This is a genomic window from Brevibacillus sp. AG162 (assembly GCF_006715575.1).
Classification (GTDB): domain Bacteria; phylum Bacillota; class Bacilli; order Brevibacillales; family Brevibacillaceae; genus Brevibacillus; species Brevibacillus brevis.
In genome coordinates this window covers 533,198-550,128 of record NZ_VFNO01000001.1, presented here as the reverse complement: position 1 = coordinate 550,128, position 16,931 = coordinate 533,198, and the positions used below count along the sequence as shown (strand labels likewise).

19 protein-coding genes are annotated in these 16,931 nt (G+C 39.1%); 4 read left to right on the top strand and 15 right to left on the bottom strand.

Translation table 11 applies throughout. The features are described from left to right. Nucleotides 1-61: 61 nt before the first annotated feature. The 5 genes from FB479_RS02640 to FB479_RS02620 form a co-directional block, all read right to left on the bottom strand. Nucleotides 62-1,417 carry an AbiJ-related protein gene (locus tag FB479_RS02640; RefSeq protein WP_142062145.1) on the bottom strand — a complete coding sequence of 452 codons (1,356 nt, stop codon included), beginning with the start codon at nucleotides 1,415-1,417 and terminating at the stop codon, nucleotides 62-64. Between the two features lie 498 nt (nucleotides 1,418-1,915). Then, a complete protein-coding gene (locus FB479_RS02635) occupies nucleotides 1,916-3,298 on the bottom strand; it encodes a KAP family P-loop NTPase fold protein (protein ID WP_142062142.1) in 1,383 nt (460 codons plus the stop codon). Between the two features lie 178 nt (nucleotides 3,299-3,476). Next, nucleotides 3,477-4,244: a TatD family hydrolase gene (locus tag FB479_RS02630; RefSeq protein WP_255438252.1), complete on the bottom strand. Its 768-nt coding sequence runs from the start codon at nucleotides 4,242-4,244 to the stop codon at nucleotides 3,477-3,479. After that, nucleotides 4,210-5,409, bottom strand: coding sequence for a 7-cyano-7-deazaguanine synthase (locus tag FB479_RS02625; RefSeq protein WP_056486517.1), 1,200 nt, complete (start codon nucleotides 5,407-5,409; stop codon nucleotides 4,210-4,212). Before FB479_RS02625 ends, FB479_RS02630 begins: the two co-directional genes overlap by 35 nt. A gap of 17 nt (nucleotides 5,410-5,426) precedes the next feature. Further along, nucleotides 5,427-6,059: a hypothetical protein gene (locus tag FB479_RS02620; protein WP_142062139.1), complete on the bottom strand. Its 633-nt coding sequence runs from the start codon at nucleotides 6,057-6,059 to the stop codon at nucleotides 5,427-5,429. A 318-nt stretch (nucleotides 6,060-6,377) separates the two neighbouring features. Here FB479_RS02620 and FB479_RS02615 point away from each other — a divergent pair, with 318 nt between their 5' ends. Further along, nucleotides 6,378-6,869 carry an ImmA/IrrE family metallo-endopeptidase gene (locus FB479_RS02615; protein ID WP_142062136.1) on the top strand — a complete coding sequence of 164 codons (492 nt, stop codon included), beginning with the start codon at nucleotides 6,378-6,380 and terminating at the stop codon, nucleotides 6,867-6,869. 36 nt (nucleotides 6,870-6,905) lie between these two features. Further along, a complete protein-coding gene (locus FB479_RS02610) occupies nucleotides 6,906-8,546 on the top strand; it encodes a recombinase family protein (RefSeq protein WP_142062133.1) in 1,641 nt (546 codons plus the stop codon). On the opposite strand, the gene FB479_RS02605 is transcribed toward FB479_RS02610, so the two are convergent. The 3 genes from FB479_RS02605 to FB479_RS02595 form a co-directional block, all read right to left on the bottom strand. After that, nucleotides 8,488-9,561: a YifB family Mg chelatase-like AAA ATPase gene (locus FB479_RS02605; RefSeq protein WP_142062130.1), complete on the bottom strand. Its 1,074-nt coding sequence runs from the start codon at nucleotides 9,559-9,561 to the stop codon at nucleotides 8,488-8,490. The genes FB479_RS02610 and FB479_RS02605 overlap by 59 nt on opposite strands. A gap of 80 nt (nucleotides 9,562-9,641) precedes the next feature. After that, nucleotides 9,642-10,064 carry an HD domain-containing protein gene (locus FB479_RS02600; RefSeq protein ID WP_142062127.1) on the bottom strand — a complete coding sequence of 141 codons (423 nt, stop codon included), beginning with the start codon at nucleotides 10,062-10,064 and terminating at the stop codon, nucleotides 9,642-9,644. Between the two features lie 150 nt (nucleotides 10,065-10,214). After that, nucleotides 10,215-10,700, bottom strand: a complete 486-nt coding sequence (locus tag FB479_RS02595; protein ID WP_142062124.1) for a DUF2716 domain-containing protein — start codon at nucleotides 10,698-10,700, stop codon at nucleotides 10,215-10,217. A gap of 234 nt (nucleotides 10,701-10,934) precedes the next feature. Here FB479_RS02595 and FB479_RS02590 point away from each other — a divergent pair, with 234 nt between their 5' ends. Continuing rightward, the gene (locus FB479_RS02590) at nucleotides 10,935-11,243 is read left to right on the top strand and encodes a hypothetical protein (RefSeq protein WP_106653420.1); all 309 of its coding nucleotides are present in this window, start codon (nucleotides 10,935-10,937) and stop codon (nucleotides 11,241-11,243) included. A gap of 429 nt (nucleotides 11,244-11,672) precedes the next feature. On the opposite strand, the gene FB479_RS30305 is transcribed toward FB479_RS02590, so the two are convergent. From FB479_RS30305 to FB479_RS02560, 7 genes are all read right to left on the bottom strand, one after another. Then, nucleotides 11,673-11,819: a hypothetical protein gene (locus tag FB479_RS30305; RefSeq protein WP_164724464.1), complete on the bottom strand. Its 147-nt coding sequence runs from the start codon at nucleotides 11,817-11,819 to the stop codon at nucleotides 11,673-11,675. Nucleotides 11,820-11,926: 107 nt separating this feature from the next. Further along, nucleotides 11,927-12,466: an RNA 2'-phosphotransferase gene (locus FB479_RS02585; RefSeq protein WP_142062121.1), complete on the bottom strand. Its 540-nt coding sequence runs from the start codon at nucleotides 12,464-12,466 to the stop codon at nucleotides 11,927-11,929. A gap of 207 nt (nucleotides 12,467-12,673) precedes the next feature. Continuing rightward, complete coding sequence (locus tag FB479_RS02580) at nucleotides 12,674-12,865, bottom strand: hypothetical protein (protein ID WP_142062118.1); 192 nt, start codon at nucleotides 12,863-12,865, stop codon at nucleotides 12,674-12,676. Between the two features lie 104 nt (nucleotides 12,866-12,969). Continuing rightward, a complete protein-coding gene (locus tag FB479_RS02575) occupies nucleotides 12,970-13,299 on the bottom strand; it encodes a low molecular weight protein tyrosine phosphatase family protein (RefSeq protein ID WP_142062115.1) in 330 nt (109 codons plus the stop codon). Then, entirely contained in the window at nucleotides 13,296-13,850 is a 555-nt protein-coding gene (locus FB479_RS02570) for an NADAR family protein (RefSeq protein WP_142062112.1), read from the bottom strand. The genes FB479_RS02575 and FB479_RS02570 overlap by 4 nt, the downstream gene beginning before the upstream one ends. A gap of 42 nt (nucleotides 13,851-13,892) precedes the next feature. After that, nucleotides 13,893-14,669, bottom strand: a complete 777-nt coding sequence (locus tag FB479_RS02565; protein WP_142062109.1) for a nucleotidyltransferase domain-containing protein — start codon at nucleotides 14,667-14,669, stop codon at nucleotides 13,893-13,895. 96 nt (nucleotides 14,670-14,765) lie between these two features. After that, nucleotides 14,766-16,610 (bottom strand): Ig-like domain-containing protein, encoded by a 1,845-nt coding sequence (locus FB479_RS02560; RefSeq protein ID WP_106653414.1) that lies wholly within the window; start codon nucleotides 16,608-16,610, stop codon nucleotides 14,766-14,768. Nucleotides 16,611-16,663: 53 nt separating this feature from the next. Here FB479_RS02560 and FB479_RS30300 point away from each other — a divergent pair, with 53 nt between their 5' ends. Then, nucleotides 16,664-16,837, top strand: a complete 174-nt coding sequence (locus FB479_RS30300) for a hypothetical protein (RefSeq protein ID WP_164724463.1) — start codon at nucleotides 16,664-16,666, stop codon at nucleotides 16,835-16,837. Nucleotides 16,838-16,931 lie beyond the last annotated feature (94 nt).

The following is a 16,931-nucleotide window of genomic DNA, read 5'->3' as shown; positions in this document are numbered from 1 at the left end:
AATTATCCTATATCTAGTATCTTCAAAACCTTTCTGTACTTATATAGCTGTATTAGACTGATTATGACCTAATAGCATGTTTTTTGAATAATCCTTCGAAGAACTCCACTATAATTTCCGACCCTCTTTCTTCGTCCATCAATTCGTACCCCCCAAATCTGTACACTTCATATCCGTTCAGTTTTAGCTCCCTATCTGCTTGTACCATCTCAGCATATTTTTTGGGATTGGAAATATCGCCATCGGAATAATGCTGCTTTCCGTCTATTTCGAGGACTACTCGCTGTTTGTTTGAGAATAACAAGAGAAAGTCCATACGTTGTCTCGGCAAGTACACTTTTCCTGATCTTTGCCTAATAGTGTAAGGATCATAATGTAAATAAACTTGAGGTATTAAAGCAGGGAAATTCTTGTCAAACTGTTCCCTGAAATACTTAAAATAGCTTTTAAACAATAATTTCTCCGGTAAAGAATCTAAGGAACTGAATAGCCTTTTGTAAAGTTCAATTTCCGTCTCTCTACTAAGATTTTGAATATCGTTCATTTCTGCCCACCAAAAAACAAGGTCTGTCCAAAACAACCCCGTGTTTGGAATAGGGCGATCATAAATCAAGCAGTTATCTTCATATTTGACGATTTTAATGTCGTTATTGATTGAATCACTTATAACAATTTCCGGCTTGTGCCCAACTGCCGCGAATATCAAGTTTTTTACATGGCCTTTTACTCCATTGAGCACCTTATCTATTTTATAGACTGGAAACCCTGAAATATTTTCTGCCAATATTAAACTAAATCCATCATGAACTAAGTGCTTATTTATAGCTTCAATATACTCACCCTGCTCAACTTGCGGTCTCACTAATGGATGCACTACCTGCTCAATAAATTTGACAAACAATTCATCGGTTGCAATCATTAATTCTAAATACTTTTCAAATAAGTAAACATCGTCCCAGTCAGAATTATTGACCATGTGTTGCCATACATCACCCGCTGCTGTCTTAAACCTGTAGTCTGTTGAAGGCATACTGTCTAGATTCCATATCCTGTTGAGAAACTCGACCAATTCATATTTTCCCGTAATATTGTTCCTAGCGTATAACTCGTCCATGATATTTCGCCTGGTTATCTCACTGATCATAAAAAGTCCAGTTGAATTGAGGCGACGCACTAACTTAAGCAATGCGTTAGCTTTCGATCCATAGTCACTAATAATCCTTTTAGCTAAGTCCAATAGAAATAATTGATCTTTACCTTTAAGTCTTTTTTGGACATAAACTCGTCTGCTTTGAAAAGCCTCAGATTCGTCTCCACTTTCCAATCCATATCGGGTACAAACAGTCGGTAAATCATATGTTTTTTCCTCTCTTAGTACCAGAGTTATCTCATCAATAAGCTCATTGATACTCGCCATAATTCCCCCCATTTTAGAGCAACTTTGCATCGCGTTTATTCTCTTGAATAAGTGAAAAAAACATGAAGCGTGACTTATTTCTTGACGCACCTCGAAGTTAAGATTGACCACCTCAATTATTATTTTGGATTTAAACTTGAGAGATAGGGAGGCTCAAATAGAACCGCTAACATCCCCCCTGAGGCCATTAGTACTCTCGGTCCACCACAGCCTCGCAACAACCATTATTATTTTATTGTCAATAATACAGATTTCGCTTTTTAGTACGAATTACCTACAACATTCGATCGAGTTTATCTGACATAAAACGACAAAACCTCCTGATCAGTGATCAAGGAGGCACTATTTCTTGCGTTTGTTTTGCATAATAAATTTAATATCCAAGAATTAATTGAACTAGTTAGCTAAAAAAATATATTAATAAAAAACAGTTTAAGTAGTTGCTTAACCCATGATCCGTAGACTTATTCTGAAACAAGTACTACCACGCTAGAAGTACTACGTCTCCCATGAATAAAACAATTCTAACTTCCTATCCAGATATTGTGAAATGGATGTTTGCAATAAATTTTTATTAATGAAAATATCTTTACCGTCAACAAAGTAAATATCAAATCTTTTAAAAATATCCTGATATTCTTTAGCAGAATAAGTTCTTTCATTAGATATTAATTCCTGTTGGGTTTTATTATCTTGTATCAAACTAAGTAATGTTCTTTGAGAACCATCGTTTTCCAATATTCTGACAAACCTTAAAATGTTATCGTTAAAATCATTTGATCTGTAATAATACGTTTCAAGAGTATCGTAATTCCCAGTTGATCTATTTTCTGATGTTAGATATCTATTAGTGAGTATTGTTTTATAAATTTCAGGTTTTTTATATTTTAAGGTTATAAGGTAAAAATAAATTTCCAACATTTTAATATCAGTATCACTTTCAAAAATAGTATTAAATAATAGTTTTATATTAGTTGAGACAGTGTTAATATCCCTTAACGATAGTTTTAAACTCTTAAAAAGTTTAACAGAGAAACTACATAGATTGCTTTCTATTATTATTCCTTTTTGCTCGAAAATAAATTCCGTATATTCCTCTACTGTTGGGCTAGGAATATTAAAATTTAAATTAAAGAATCTTCTTAAATACCCCTGAGAGTCCATATTATTACCATACACTGTTGAGATCGAATGTGATAATTGCTCCATATCAAGTGATAAAACAAATATAATATTATCTATATCAAAAAAGTGCTTCACTGCTTCCAATGTCTCAATTGCATATAGTGGTTTGCATCTATCTAACTCGTCAATGAATAGTACGATTTTTTTCTCTTTACTAATTTCAGTAAGTACACTTTTAAACTCATCTTTTATCTTTTCATATTCTTCAAGTTCTTTGAATGGATCATAATTACTATCAGTCTTAAGAGAATCTATTACTTCTGCTTCGCTAGTTCCTAAAATATCCGCAATCTCATTTAGGTCGACGCCACTCCATTTTTTCACTGTGCTTACTGTCAAATGCTTTGAAATTCCTAAAGCCTTCTCCATCAGGTTCGTTTTAAGTTTAGTTTTTATTCCAGTAAACTTATACTGTGTTATTAATGTGTTTACAATTGGGATCAATGCATTGTCCCAATTATCAAATGACCAAGCATTATAGTAAAACGTGTCAAAACTTTCTTTAAACTCATCAGAAATATAATTCTTCCACATGTTAATAAAGGTGCTCTTTCCAGTGCCCCAAGGAGAGTTCAAAGCTACTACTAAAGAACCTTCATTAACATATTCTTTTGATTCTGATAACACTTTTGTTAATTGAATCGCAAATGTCTTTCGATTTAGCTTATCGTCATTCTCAAATGTTAAATAACTCATAATATTCCCCTTTGGCTTTCATTTTCATTAACATTTTTCCTGGTATAAATTCGTTAAAAAGTCCCCATTACCTTCCTATTCCAAACGAGTTAAGTCAGCATAAAACGCCAAAACCTCCTGATCAGTGATCAAGAGGGTGTTTTAAATAAAACTAAGAAGATATGCAAAACACATACCCTTAATTTTTTGAATTTATTTTGTATAAGTCTCTTTCAATAAGCATTCTTTTGAAGTTACGAAATACATGTTGGTCAAAGTTCGATATACATTCGTTAAACTTTTGATAGATCTCTTGAATGTTTTTAGGTGTTACTAGTTGTTTATTGTATCTAGCAAATGGGCCGTCTGTTTCAAAAAGCATAAGGTCCTTTGGTATTAGGCTTATTATTTTTTGACCCTTCTTAGATGACAACATGCTATGGTTTATTGAGAAAAGATAGTTACATTCAATAATTTTTTCGAGTGTACTAAGCTTACCACTATACCAATGAAAAACTGCTTGCTTTACTTTATTCTTCTTTAAAATCTCAAGGACCTCATCTTCTCCACCTGTCGAATGGATAGAATAGATCTTTCCAAAATTATACTTAGGTTGTGTTATGAATTCAAAATTCTCAACTTGTTTATTAATCAATTCTTTCGTATCACTGCTGATGTCAATTCCTACTTCACCAATATAACTTGTTGTTTGAACTAACTTGTCAAAAAGGTCCCTGTTAAACGGAAACTCTCCAGTAAGATCAGGATGATAGCCAATCGCAAGCTTTACAAATTTGTACGCTGCGAACTTGGCATAATGTTTCTCGAATAACTCCGGCAAGTTTGTGACAAACAGAGCATATATCTTATGAGTTTCATACTCGTTTGCGACTCGAATAGGATCAGGGTAATGATCAATATGCACATGAAAATCAATAAATCGCATACTTGGACCAGAACCTTTCAAATTCGCGGCTGAACTCCTTTAACATTATTGTCGTCCTCTCGTTATAGTCCCCAGTCTCATAATCCCGAGGTCGGATATCGATGTAAGAGTAAATACTCCCATTATCAATATTACCCTTTAACTCTCTGAAATAATCCACAGAAGACTTATACTCATTTTGAACATACTTGTCCTTAATACTACGCAATTTATAGTCATAAGGAACATCGTACTCAACGTCGTAGTGTTCATTATCGTATGCAGCTAAGGAAATTTTCCTTAAAATACACGGTATACAGTGCCCGCATTGGAATTTCCCCACATAAATATTTTGTCTACTCCTGCTACAAGTATATGTATTAGTAATAGCAACTTTAAAAGTGTTGCTTAAACGATCAATAATAGCACCCTTTGTTTCAAATAAAAACGGATTCGAAATCATAATATCTAGCTCAAGTACCTTCAATAATTGATTATATAGTGAAATAGTTCTTGGATGTGTAGTCTTTGTAGTGAAACGATGATTAATTACTGGATTCAAAGATAACACACCATTTTCATATATAAAGACATCCTTAATCTGATAGGAATATGCCAGAGCACAAGCTAGGGCCAAGAATAGAAGGGAACGCGTTGCCTGTGTGGGCTCAATCTTTGTCACTTTTAAATTTGGCGATATTTTTGAAGCTGCTGATGGATCCTGTAAACAAATAAATTCACTCACTAACTTCTGACGTTTGTGCTCAGAGTTGTTGCTGTTCTGATACCCATTATATAAACTAGGTATACCATTAGCTATATTATGGTATGCTCCACTAAATGAATCTAGTCCACCAGAAAGTAGTGATACGGCTTTAAAGTTTCCCTTTGTAAGGTCAGTGAATAAACCGGTTCTAAACTCCTTTTCTCGTTGAGTATATGTAATCTCTACCTGATCTCCACTGACAAAAGTTATTAACCTACTTAGAATTGGCCTAGCTTGTTCCCACAAAGAAACATTTGTAACTGGAACACTAACCTCAAACTTTCTTGACCACGAATCTCGTCTCTTTGTTTGGATATCTCTAATGTAAATTGTACTGATAACGTCGACCAAATCTAGAATTTTCTGATCGTTATCTGTGATAAAATTATTTCCTAAATTCTCTAACAATCGCTCATGCGGTAACTGATCCAATGTAGTCAAAGTTCTTACCCCTTTTATCAGAACTCACCGATTTTAACAGCATTTGCCTTGGATGTTATTTGCTTTAACAGTACTTTAAGTTGAACTTTCCCATCAACATAGTCCGTAATGAGGTCATTCAATTCTTCTGAAACAATCAGCCTCACCTGCTGTTTTATTAAGTCATTAATTTGATCATGACCAAAATCAGTATAGACATCACTAAATGCTTCAATTAGTTCTCCCTGGACCAAAAGAAAAATGAGATAAAAACAGAAGTCTAAGACAAATTCTAAAATTGCCTTATCTTCCTTCAATGTTGCTGTAAGAGCAAGTTTAAAAGCCCTTAACATTACATCAGCAAAATCAGTGTCTACTGTCTCCTCGACAATATCAAGAATTCGCTGGATTATTTCCTGTAATGTTACTTCATTGATTTTGACTTCTTCGAAATCAATTTCTCCAAACTCGCCAGCCCTTACCCGATTAATCCCATTAATTCCTGCCACGACAAATAGTCTAAAAGAGTCCTCTTTGAACACTTTATCAAGTTCTTTTTCAGTAATAATTTCTGATGTAGCTATTGGAACAGATTCCTTAATGTCTTTGCTTGAATTATTTTGAATCAACTGTTTTATTTTCTCATTTAATTTACGCTTTGAAGTTCCCATAACCTTCCTCCAAATACCAAATATTAGTTATTTTTACCTATTTAGAATATACCATTGTTTTTTCCATTTTGTCATTCAATCACAAATTATTAAGATGTAAAATTTATTTTTTAACACTATCTTTTTGTCCCTTTCTATTACCTTATAGAACTTTTTATACTGGGTTAAATCCACCTATATATAACCCCTTCTTCCTCAGATTACACCCCCGTACTGTTCAAAGATTAGGAGTGACACAAACAATACACTGGAAGATAGATGGAATATAGGATATATTAGCAAGATAAATAGAACAAACGTTCCTGTAGGGGTGAACCAATGAAATTGTCCTATTCTCCTACTCCGCTCGAAATCTGGATAAGTCAACTTTACAAACAGCTAGGAATTAACACACCTGAAGAACTAGATGAACAACGTATATCAAGATCACTAGGAATCCATCTCTTTTACAAAGAGATACCATCAATGGCATATGAATTCGGCCGCTTCAAAAGTATAACGATAGACAAAAGACTCCCTTCACTTATGCAAAGGGAGCATTTTTATCATGAGCTGTGTCATATCCTCCGTCATTCCGGACGCCAGCTAATGATGCCCGCCGCCTTCCGTGAGCTACAGGAATGGGATGCAAGGAATTTCACAAGATACGCTGCCTTACCCCTACATATGCTGGAGAACTATGATTACAAGCAGCCTGAAATATTAGATATCCTATCAGATCAGTTTAAGGTTACACCGGAACTTTGTTCTGATAGGTTGCTGAGAATCAAATCAAAATTGTCATGCAACCCTATTCAATTCATCTCGTAACATATCTAAAGCACAATTCAAAAATAGGAGGGAACCATGTTGCGGTTAGGAGTTTATGCACGTGTCAGTTCGGACGATCAAGCAGAACGTGGTACAATCGAAAACCAGCTCGAGTTTGCGCGTAAGTATGCAGATCTCCATCAGTTAGAAATCGTTAAGTGGTACAAGGACGACGGCGTTACAGGAACCGTCCCACTGGAAGCTCGTCCAGCCGGACGCGAACTGTTACAAGATGCTAAGAATGGCGAGATTGATCTCCTTCTCATCTACCGCTTAGACCGACTTGGACGTTCCGCCAGAATCATCCTGAATTCCGTTCACGACCTAGAAAGTGACGGTGTAAAAATCCGTTCTATGACGGAGCCCTTTGATACTGGTGATCCATCTGGCCGTTTCCTTTTAACCATTCTAGCAGGGGTGGCTGACTTAGAGCGTGAGACCATCATAGAACGTCTGTGGTACGGTGCAAACCGCGCTGCACGGGCTGGTAAATGGCTTGGAGGTATTGTCCCCTATGGATATCGCGTAGACAGTGAAGGCTATCTGGTGGTTTGTGAAGAGCTACTCCCCCACTCAGATATGACAGAGGCAGGAGTTGTTAGGCTGATTTTCCATATGGTTGCTAACCAAGGCCACTCATGCATAAAAGTCTCAGAATACTTAAATGCCCTAGGTGTTCCTACGGCTTATGCAAGGGATGATCGGAAAATTACTCGAGGAAAACGAAAACAGAAAACTGCAGGTATTTGGCGCCCCTCGAGAATACGTGGGATCATTACGAGTACCACTTACTATGGATTACATATCTATGGAAAACGGAGCAAAAGAAAACGCGATTTGATAGAACGCGAAGTTCCAGCCATTGTTGATATTGAAACATGGGAAAAAGCACAGGCAGTCCTTCGAAGTAATCAAATAGAAGCAATGCGTAACACCAAGAATCAATATTTACTTCGAAGCCTACTAAAATGTCAGTGCTGCGGATTAACGTATGTGGGGATTCATTATCCTGGAAGTAAACGAGCTTTGAAAGGATTCTATGTCTGTACTGGTAAACAAGCATTTAAGGGTCCAATGCAAGGGAAGTGTACATCAAAGAATTTGCCGCAAGATTGGATCGAGGACCTTGTGTGGAGAGATTGCTTGGCCTTTATTAATCAGCCAGGGGAGGCCCTTAAGGAGATTGCTGCAGCTAGGGAAGTAAAACAAACTGAGAAGGTCGATTTGGAATCTGAAATAGCACTTATTCAAAAGAGCATCGATGATAAAGATGTAGAACGCCAGAGTATCCTGGACCTCTTTCGTAAAAGCATCATTACTTTTACCGATCTAGAGAAACAGATCCAAAAAATCAATCAAGAGAAAGAGATCCTCGAGCAACGCATAAAAGAAATACGGACCTCGCTGCAAGTTGACCGTGATTATTCTACTAAGGTAATGAATGCTTTTCAATTACTCACATCACTACGAAACAAACTAGATGACAATCCATCATTTGAAACGAGACGTGAAATTGTGAAGGCTCTGGTACAACGCATTCAGGTGCATACAACCCCTAGTGAAGGATCAAAACGCCCTCGTGCTTCTGTCACCGTTCAGTATTGTTTTTCCAAGGATATTATCTACACGGACATGGATTGCACGAACCGATTAACAGAAACCGAGCAGGAAAGGTAAAAACCTGCTTAGATCGTCCAATCGTAACAACCCCTGATTCCAGCGGCTGGCGCAGTACCTCTAATACATGCCGAGAAAACTCGGGCATCTCATCGAGGAAGAGGATACCACCGTGAGACAAGCTACACTCTCCGGGACGCGGGATTTGCGCACCACCGCCAATCAGTGCAGTAGCGGTAATTGTATGGTGCGGGGCACGAAAAGGTCTTTCCTCGACAAGCCCACTCTCCCGCTTCAATTGACCAGCAATACTGTATATTTTCGTCACTTCGTAAGATTCATGTATGGTCATGTTCGGCATGATACCAGGCAGGCAAGTAGCTAAAAGGGTTTTCCCTGAACCTGGAGGCCCCACCAATATCACATTATGAAATCCAGCTGCAGCAATCTCCAAGCCACGTTTTACAAAGTGTTGTCCGTAAACATTGGCAAGATCCGGGGGCAACTGGTTGGCATTTGTCTTGCTTGTCTCCGATTCGGTAAAAATCAAGTCTGAGTTCTTACTATGAAGTCCTTCCTTCCAGTAGTTCACAGCCTCTTCCAGATTGCTCGCAGGCAATACGGTAATGTCGACTAACCGTGCTTCCGATGCATTTTGTTCGGGGAGGATCACGTGGGTAAATCCTGCATTTTTAGCTTCTAGCAAAATGGGGAGTACACCCGTTACAGGGCGAAGAGAACCGTCTAATGCCAACTCACCAAGGACGAGGGTTCTCTCTGGTCTAGGGAGCATTTGCTTCGAGGCTAGTAAAATCCCAAAGGCAATAGCAAGGTCAAAGCCTGAGCCTTCTTTGCGCTGGTCAGCTGGTGCCAGGTTGACGGTGATCCGCTGCATTGGGTAGTCGTATCCTGCGTTGCGCAAGGCTGCACGAACGCGATCTCTCGCTTCTTTTACTGCGGAGCCGCCAAGTCCGACCAAATCGAATTGAGGTAAGCCATTCGCTATGTCTGTTTCTACAGTGACGACCATTCCGTCTATGCCGAGTACAGTGCCTGAATAGCTGCATGCGTACATATTCTCTCCCCCTCTGGTTATAGGGTAGGAAAAGACAGAGGGGGTAGGCAAGTAAATTGGAGCTTCTATCGCCAAAACGTTTATGTCGAGAGCAATTCTTTAATGGCTTTTTTGTAACGCAACAACCGCTCATGGTCTTTTGAGTTTGGATCTGGGATACGGCTCAAGTCACAATTATCTTCTAGGTCTGCCAGTTTAACAGCCCTTGCTATCAGGTTGAGTTTTGCTCTTTTGACAAACTCCATATAAGTTTCGTCTTCATCTCTAGTAACAGCTATTACAGCCTCAACAATCTCATTAGAAAACCCCGCTTGAAATAGATCTTCTTTTGTTACCTCTGTGTCTTCCAGTACATCATGGAGTACAGCAACGATCCTCGATTCCTCGCTTGGCATCTTCATCATTATCCTTAATGGATGAAGTATGTAAGGATTCCCACCTTTATCAAGCTGTCCAGTATGTGCATTGGTTGCAATAACAATCGCTTTTTCTAAAGTACTCATCTACTTCCCCCCTTTTCTAATGAAATGCCAATTCTATTGAACATTTTTTAAAAGCCCACCTAGGGTTTCAGGTAAACATTCATCACATAATAACTTTCCGTCTACTCTCGCTCCGTAATTCCTTCTGATTTAAACACTGCTTGAATTCCATCAAATACTTCCTCGATTGCTACGCACTGTCTTTCCAAATATAGTTGGTTTATTTCTTTCAAACTGATGAATCAGTTCTTCTCCAAAGATGCTTATTGATTGCTCCCAGGGATGCCCTAAGTATCCCCATTTAAAATCTTTATTCAAATAGAAGCTATAGTCCCCATCCGGGTAAAACCCTATCCTTCCGCTTGTATTACCATTCTCTAGATGCGGATTATAGAGGTAGCATTCGTGATGCCAATCAAGTGCATAGATAAATTCGTCAGACCCAGTCACCGCTCTCAGGTTCGTAACACACTTCTCCTCAAGATCATCGATATCCTCATCCGTATATTCAGTAATATCAAAAGTAACAAAAGGAATCGGTAAATGAAAGGAAGGCCAATCACTGCTATGGACACTAGGTTTGAAATTGAAATCCTTATAAAATCTTCCCCAAACCAGACGATATTGCACATCCGAAAATGGTATCCAATTGTCCATTTTACATCTCCTCTGGATTTATTATTGATTCATTCCTGTTTGTGAACGGAATGCAGTTTCAAGTTTCCTCTCACCCGACCTTACGCCCAACACACGAATCTCTCTGATTTTTCGAGGCAGTTGACCAAAAAGATCTACACTCCCCCCAAGCAGCTACCACTCCTCCATACATTTATGGAAAACTTTCACTCCAACAGGTATACTGCAAATAAACAGGTAAGGAGTTGGTTCTATTTGATTTTTACGGTTGATCGCCATCAAATTTCCATCCACTACGAACATGCTGAACCTGTTCAGATCGACTGGGACGAAGTATACAGTATCTCTTACTATAAGATCGATTGCATTGAGTACGAAATGGGTTACCTCGTTTTTGACTTGGTTTACGGTGAGTATATCGAGATTAATGATAGTGATCAAGATTGGGAAAAAATCGTAAATGACCTCGAAAAATACTTACCTTCGCAAACAAGCGATTGGAGGCATTCTTTACGTATTTGGTCGATCGACGACGGTATTCTTTATCTTTATGAAAAAGCGTAAAAACGAAGGTGAACTGAATTGAAAATTTCCAATGATTTAGAACGAGTATTATTGCTGAAACCATTTGAATACGATGGGGAGAACGATAATCGCTGGTCCTGGACCTATGATCAAGACCACATTCAGATCAATATATGCCTTGGCCGTATCTTTCTGAAAATCTTCAAGAATGGGACCACACCGTTCCAGATGGATGTAATTACAGTTTACTCCTGATTAGTGATTTTCCACTCATTGACTACGAACAAGACAAATACAATCCGGATTTTGTCATCTCGGTCCTGATTCCCAAATATGTAGCCGTTTTACGTAAAGTCGCTGGAGAAGTTTACTACCACTCTGGTAATCATCATGCTGAATACGTAAAAAAACTGCTCACTCCACCCCTATTGCGACAACTGCGCAGTCGTGGCTCAGTCACCCTTAACCTCACTGCTTTCTCTTCAATTCATTCAGTAGTTCAATGATTCGTTGGTTTTGATCGACTTGCGTTACTATGTTTTGATTCAGCTTCCGAATCGCATCGTAGATTGCAAAAAGTCCTGCCAGCAGTAGAATAGCAAACAACAAATCCATGCCGTTTTTACCTCCTTATGATTCATGTTGATATAAAAAAGACCCGCGATCGAATGCGAGTCATTTCTCGTGCTGTGTTGTATCTTCTTGAGCAAATCGAGCTACTTCTAATAGACAGAGATGTACTCTTTTTGCACGTGATCTGCTAACCAAACGAGCTCATTTCCATGGTAAAACTTCACACCATCTTGCCAAGCTTGCCTCGCATCGATTCGCAAAAGTACGGGATGATCGTCTCGTCTTTTCCCAACCTGCTGTGCTGTTTGGACGTCTTCAGACAGATGCACATACTGTCTTCCTTTTGGAACAAGACCGCTAGCCAAAATAGATTCGAGGAATCTTTGCGGCGTGCCATGAAAAAGATACGCAGGCGGTTCTTTTTCTTCCTTTTGAATCTTTTGCGGCACTGAATGTCCGTAGAGAGCGCGAATTTTGCCTTGATTGATCTCATGGCGCTTTTTTTCTGATAACGCAATCATCGTATGTAAATCTTTTTCTGTAACCGCTCGCCACTTACGCTGTTCATGAAGTGACGAAAGCAATTGCTTGATAGGAACCCATCCTTGTTCGTCTAACTCAAGCTCATATTCATGGGGTGCATGACGAAGCGCATAGGACAATTCTTTACTCAATTTGTGATAATCCATACACTCATCTCCCCTTACAGGTCATAGTCACTTCTTTACGCAAAAAAGTAACTGAGACTCACTATTGCAGCAATAAATAGGTGAACGATGAAATTTCCTGTTAGTCGAACCCAGAGCTTTTGGCTTTTCATCGTCCAAAATCCATAGAGGAGAGCAACGATCAGGTAAGCCAGAACATAAACGAAAAACACAGGACTGCTCTCCTTTTTAGGACATTTCTTTTTTTATGTTAGCAATTAGCTTGTCAGCATTGTTTTCATCATTATCAAACATAACCAGGTCTTGCAATTCAATCCCTTCCACGGATTGAATTGCTGTGGACATAGAATCGGCCAGCTGCTGCATATCAGCTTTGTCTGCTATTTCAACATCTAGAACCAGTACAAGTTTTTTCTTCATGGCGAAAATCCTCGCTTTACGATAAGTATGGATAGTGCAATCGAGCCATATCATCCCCATTATACATAATAATCCGGTACACATCGATACCGGGTGATCACAGCCTAATCGGGAACCTCTATATATGCGGAAACACTCGATTTTAAAATCTCGATCAGTTCCTCATCCATGTACATGTATTCATCAGGAATGCCCAAGCAAATGATCCTTTTATCCATCAGTTCCAAGCTAAACTTTTCTTGTAACCGCCTTGCATGTTTTTTCTCCATACAAAAAATGAGATCAGCCCAGCCAATAAGACCACTTGTTACTTTGATACGCGCCCCAGTTTCCGTACCTGCTGATCTTACCTCATAGTCATTGATTCCTTGAAAAATCTTTTCTGCCGTCAAGCTCCTCCATTTATTTCTGCTGCAGATGAACAGTAGCTTCATTCTTCCTCCTCATCCAAATCTTCAAACTTCCATTCCTCTGGTACCGGAAAATAAGCGTCATACTCTTTCCTGGCATCCTCGCTCATTTCCTCTAGCCATGGCCAATAATGCATGACATAGTCCTCACCAAAACCCATCCGCCAAAACAAACTATAAGGATGCTCCTCTGGAAACACTATCCATGGCGGCAAATAGAAATGTGGTTGATACCCCTCTAGGCTTTCACGTACTTCCATCCACAATCTTCCTAGTATGTTTGGATCGTTACTCGTACGATCGATTAAGGCTGCATCCCCAGTAGAGAGCAGGATTTCACGAATGACAGGGTGCTGTTCTACTTTTGCTTGTAATGCCTTGCGCATGTTCTCTTTTTTAAGGGTAGTCCCTGAAACTTTCTTGCCTTGCAGATAGTGTTCCAAGGTTGTCCATATTTCCCCTTCCAGCTCTACTGGATGACTGGAGAAATTGGAGAAGCAGCCGTACGGTTTGTCTGGTTGATCAAAATGAATTTCGATAGGTTGCTGTATATGTTTTCGGATATGATCCTGCATGAATATTTGTACCTCCTATCTATCGTAACGTTTCCATAATGACTAACTAACAATCCATGCCTTCTGTAGATACTTCCGAAATATCTCATCCAGCTTATCTGTTGGGTCCTCCAGATCATTTGTATATTGGCTTGTCAGTGCAGTTAGACGCTCTATTTGATCCTCAATAAAATGGTGAAGTTCTTCGATTCTTGGCTCAAAGTTCAACTCATCCCCAGCTATTTTTCTTTGGAGCAACTCAGAAATTTTACCTTTTAACGTAGAATCGGTTATCAGCTCTGCAACTAGCTGATCAAATCCAATGGGGGGATTCGTATGATATGTTTCAATCCAGATACATGCGAGAATGGGGCGTAACACGTAGAAGTATTTTTTGATTTTGACTTGCTCGCCTTGCAGATAGTCCCGAAAATTACCTTTTGCCATACTAAGATAATGATGCAAGGAAGCCTTTGGCGAAAATACTTCCCCTTGCAACCTTACCAGCTCATCTCGAAAGCCTAATGTATCAAGATAAACAATGTCTGACACAAGCCATTCTTGTAGGGGTGGATTCGATTTTCGAAATAGCTTGAGCGCTTTTCGAATATCCCAGCCGTTTATATCTAAGAGGTCATTGATCGGTACTTCCACAACATCCCGTTTGTCGTCAATGGACAAATACCATTCCGGTTTCTTCACATAAACAAAACGTACATCAAAATCGCTATCTTTGGACGGAAATCCCCATGCCCGGCTTCCTGATTCAACAGCGAACAATATTTTCAAGTCATGCACTTGTTCGATTTCTTTTAACTTTTCCAAGATGATCTCTCTCAAGATTCATTCCTCCTCCACAACAAATAACAGTGCTTCCTTTACTTTTGAAAAAAACTCGCTGAACCAATTAAGATTCAGCGAGTTTTCTGTCCTATCTTATTTTACGGTAACTTCAATTTCTACTGTATAGCCTTTGTATTTTGCTGTAATAGTGGCCTTACCTTTCTTTTTCCCTTTTACAGTTCCATTGTCTGATACGGTGGCTACAGAAGACTTGGAGGACTTCCATGTAGCTTTGGAACCGCTGATATCATCGCCATCATATGTGAGCTTGATCTTTTCGGAGTCACCTTTTTTGATTGTAATCGTGTCGTCATCTGCCTCCAACTTGCCTGAGCCAGATCCGTCAACTTTTACCTCAATCTCCACTTTTTCGCCTTTATACGTAGCGGTAATCGTTGCCGTTCCTTTTCCTTTTGCAGTAATCGTACCACTGCTGCTGACAGTCGCTACAGAAGTTTTAGAGGATTTCCATGATGCTTTAGAACCACTGATGATGTCGCCATCATATTTCAATACAACGATTTCTCTGTCACCTTTATCCATGGTGAGGCTGGTATCATCAGCTTCCAGCAATGAGGAGGAACCATCAACAGTTACATCAATATCTACTTTTTCGCCTCTGTATTCGGCAGTAATCGTTGCCTTACCTTTACCTGTCGCTGTGATAGTACCGCTGCTGCTGACAGTTGCTACGGAAGATCTAGAAGTTTTCCAGGTTGCTTGGGAATTACTGATCACAGCACCATCGTAAGTCAAAATAATGATTTCACGATTTCCTCTCTTCATGGAGAGGTTGGTGTCGTCCGCTACCAGCTTACCTGAAGTATTTGCATCAACTTTTACTTGGATCTCTACCTTGTGACCTTTGTATTCAGCTGTAATGTAAGCAGTTCCTTTACCTCTAGCTGTTACAACCCCGTCACTTACAGTTGCGACAGACGAATTGGATGTTTTCCAAGTTGCTTTGGAACCCGACAATCTTTCATCGTCATATCTTAACTGAACAGTTTCTCTTTGTCCGTCTTTCAAAGAAATACTAGTATCATCCGCTTCCAGTCTACCTGAGGCATCTGTATCGACATAGACGTCAATTTCTACCTCGTCGCCCTTGTATTTGGCAGTAATCGTAGCTGTACCTTTGGCTCTAGCAGTAACGACCCCATCATCACTGACTCTAGCTACGGAAGTATCCGACGATTTCCAAGTTGCTTTGGAACCAGACAGTTTATCATCGTCATATGTCAATTTGATTGTTTCTTTATCGCCTTTCTCCATCTTGAGTCGAGAGACGTCTGCTTCCAGTTTCCCATCTGAGTTGCTTTGATCAACATTTACTCGAATTTCTACTGTTTGGCCTCTATATTCCGCAGTAATGATTGTGCTTCCAGAAGATACAGCTTTTACCTCACCATCATCCACAGTAGCAATGGATTTATCCTCAGTACTCCAATCTGCCTTTGATCCAGCTAGAGTCTTATCAGCATATTTCAAACTAATTGTTGATTTCTTACCTTTTTTAATATTGATTTCAGTACGATTTGCTTCCAAAATCTCAGCTTTTGAAACGGTGACTCTGATTGTTACTTTATGTCCATTGTATCTTGCTGTAACAATAGTCGATCCTGCCTTCTTTCCTGTCACGACTCCATTGTTAACAGTAGCGATACTAGAAGTACCTATTTCCCAGTCAACCAGTCCATTATCGATGGAGTTGCCATTATAAGTAAGGCGAATCGTTTGCGTTGAACCTACGGAGATATTCATTGCACTCGAATTGGCTTTTAGGCCAGAAGTGCTTGCTACCACGCTATAAGCTTGTAAAGCTTGTGGTGTTACGACTTGAGCTGAAGCAATACCTGTAACTGAAAACTGAACAGTACAAATAGTTGCAACCGCTAGGGAGACGTTTTTCATTAAGTTGCTTTTGATCTTTTTCATGTTTTTACCTCCAAATTATTTCCTATACTTGTATTGACGTATGAGATGGAAAAATGTCACACCATATCGGCTATTTTTTTGAAAAATATTTGTTTTTCTTTCAAACAATTGTTGATACCCCAGATTTAAAAGCAAAAGAGATACTAGTTATGGGCTTGTCTGTACAAATCGATCCATGTCATCAAAAAAAATGCTTCCCAGCTTTTGAGCCGGAAAGCGGATATTGATGCTTGGAGGAGTTTCATCGCGTCGAGTACAGTACATAGTACGCTGGCTCTGCGACTGATGCTGTAGACGTATCCCCAATATATTCGTGGTCAA

Excerpts from the sequence above, each read along its gene's own strand:
- FB479_RS02595 (WP_142062124.1), bottom strand. The coding sequence starts at position 10,700 with ATGGACAATTGGATACCATTTTCGGATGTGCAATATCGTCTGGTTTGG.
- FB479_RS02600 (WP_142062127.1), bottom strand. The coding sequence starts at position 10,064 with ATGAGTACTTTAGAAAAAGCGATTGTTATTGCAACCAATGCACATACT.
- FB479_RS02615 (WP_142062136.1), top strand. The coding sequence starts at position 6,378 with ATGAAATTGTCCTATTCTCCTACTCCGCTCGAAATCTGGATAAGTCAA.
- FB479_RS02585 (WP_142062121.1), bottom strand. The coding sequence starts at position 12,466 with ATGGATTATCACAAATTGAGTAAAGAATTGTCCTATGCGCTTCGTCAT.
- FB479_RS02580 (WP_142062118.1), bottom strand. The coding sequence starts at position 12,865 with ATGAAGAAAAAACTTGTACTGGTTCTAGATGTTGAAATAGCAGACAAA.
- FB479_RS30305 (WP_164724464.1), bottom strand. The coding sequence starts at position 11,819 with ATGGATTTGTTGTTTGCTATTCTACTGCTGGCAGGACTTTTTGCAATC.
- FB479_RS02640 (WP_142062145.1), bottom strand. The coding sequence starts at position 1,417 with ATGGCGAGTATCAATGAGCTTATTGATGAGATAACTCTGGTACTAAGA.
- FB479_RS02605 (WP_142062130.1), bottom strand. The coding sequence starts at position 9,561 with ATGTACGCATGCAGCTATTCAGGCACTGTACTCGGCATAGACGGAATG.
- FB479_RS02635 (WP_142062142.1), bottom strand. The coding sequence starts at position 3,298 with ATGAGTTATTTAACATTTGAGAATGACGATAAGCTAAATCGAAAGACA.
- FB479_RS02560 (WP_106653414.1), bottom strand. The coding sequence starts at position 16,610 with ATGAAAAAGATCAAAAGCAACTTAATGAAAAACGTCTCCCTAGCGGTT.
- FB479_RS02575 (WP_142062115.1), bottom strand. The coding sequence starts at position 13,299 with ATGAAGCTACTGTTCATCTGCAGCAGAAATAAATGGAGGAGCTTGACG.
- FB479_RS02620 (WP_142062139.1), bottom strand. The coding sequence starts at position 6,059 with ATGGGAACTTCAAAGCGTAAATTAAATGAGAAAATAAAACAGTTGATT.
- FB479_RS02570 (WP_142062112.1), bottom strand. The coding sequence starts at position 13,850 with ATGCAGGATCATATCCGAAAACATATACAGCAACCTATCGAAATTCAT.
- FB479_RS30300 (WP_164724463.1), top strand. The coding sequence starts at position 16,664 with ATGTCACACCATATCGGCTATTTTTTTGAAAAATATTTGTTTTTCTTT.
- FB479_RS02610 (WP_142062133.1), top strand. The coding sequence starts at position 6,906 with ATGTTGCGGTTAGGAGTTTATGCACGTGTCAGTTCGGACGATCAAGCA.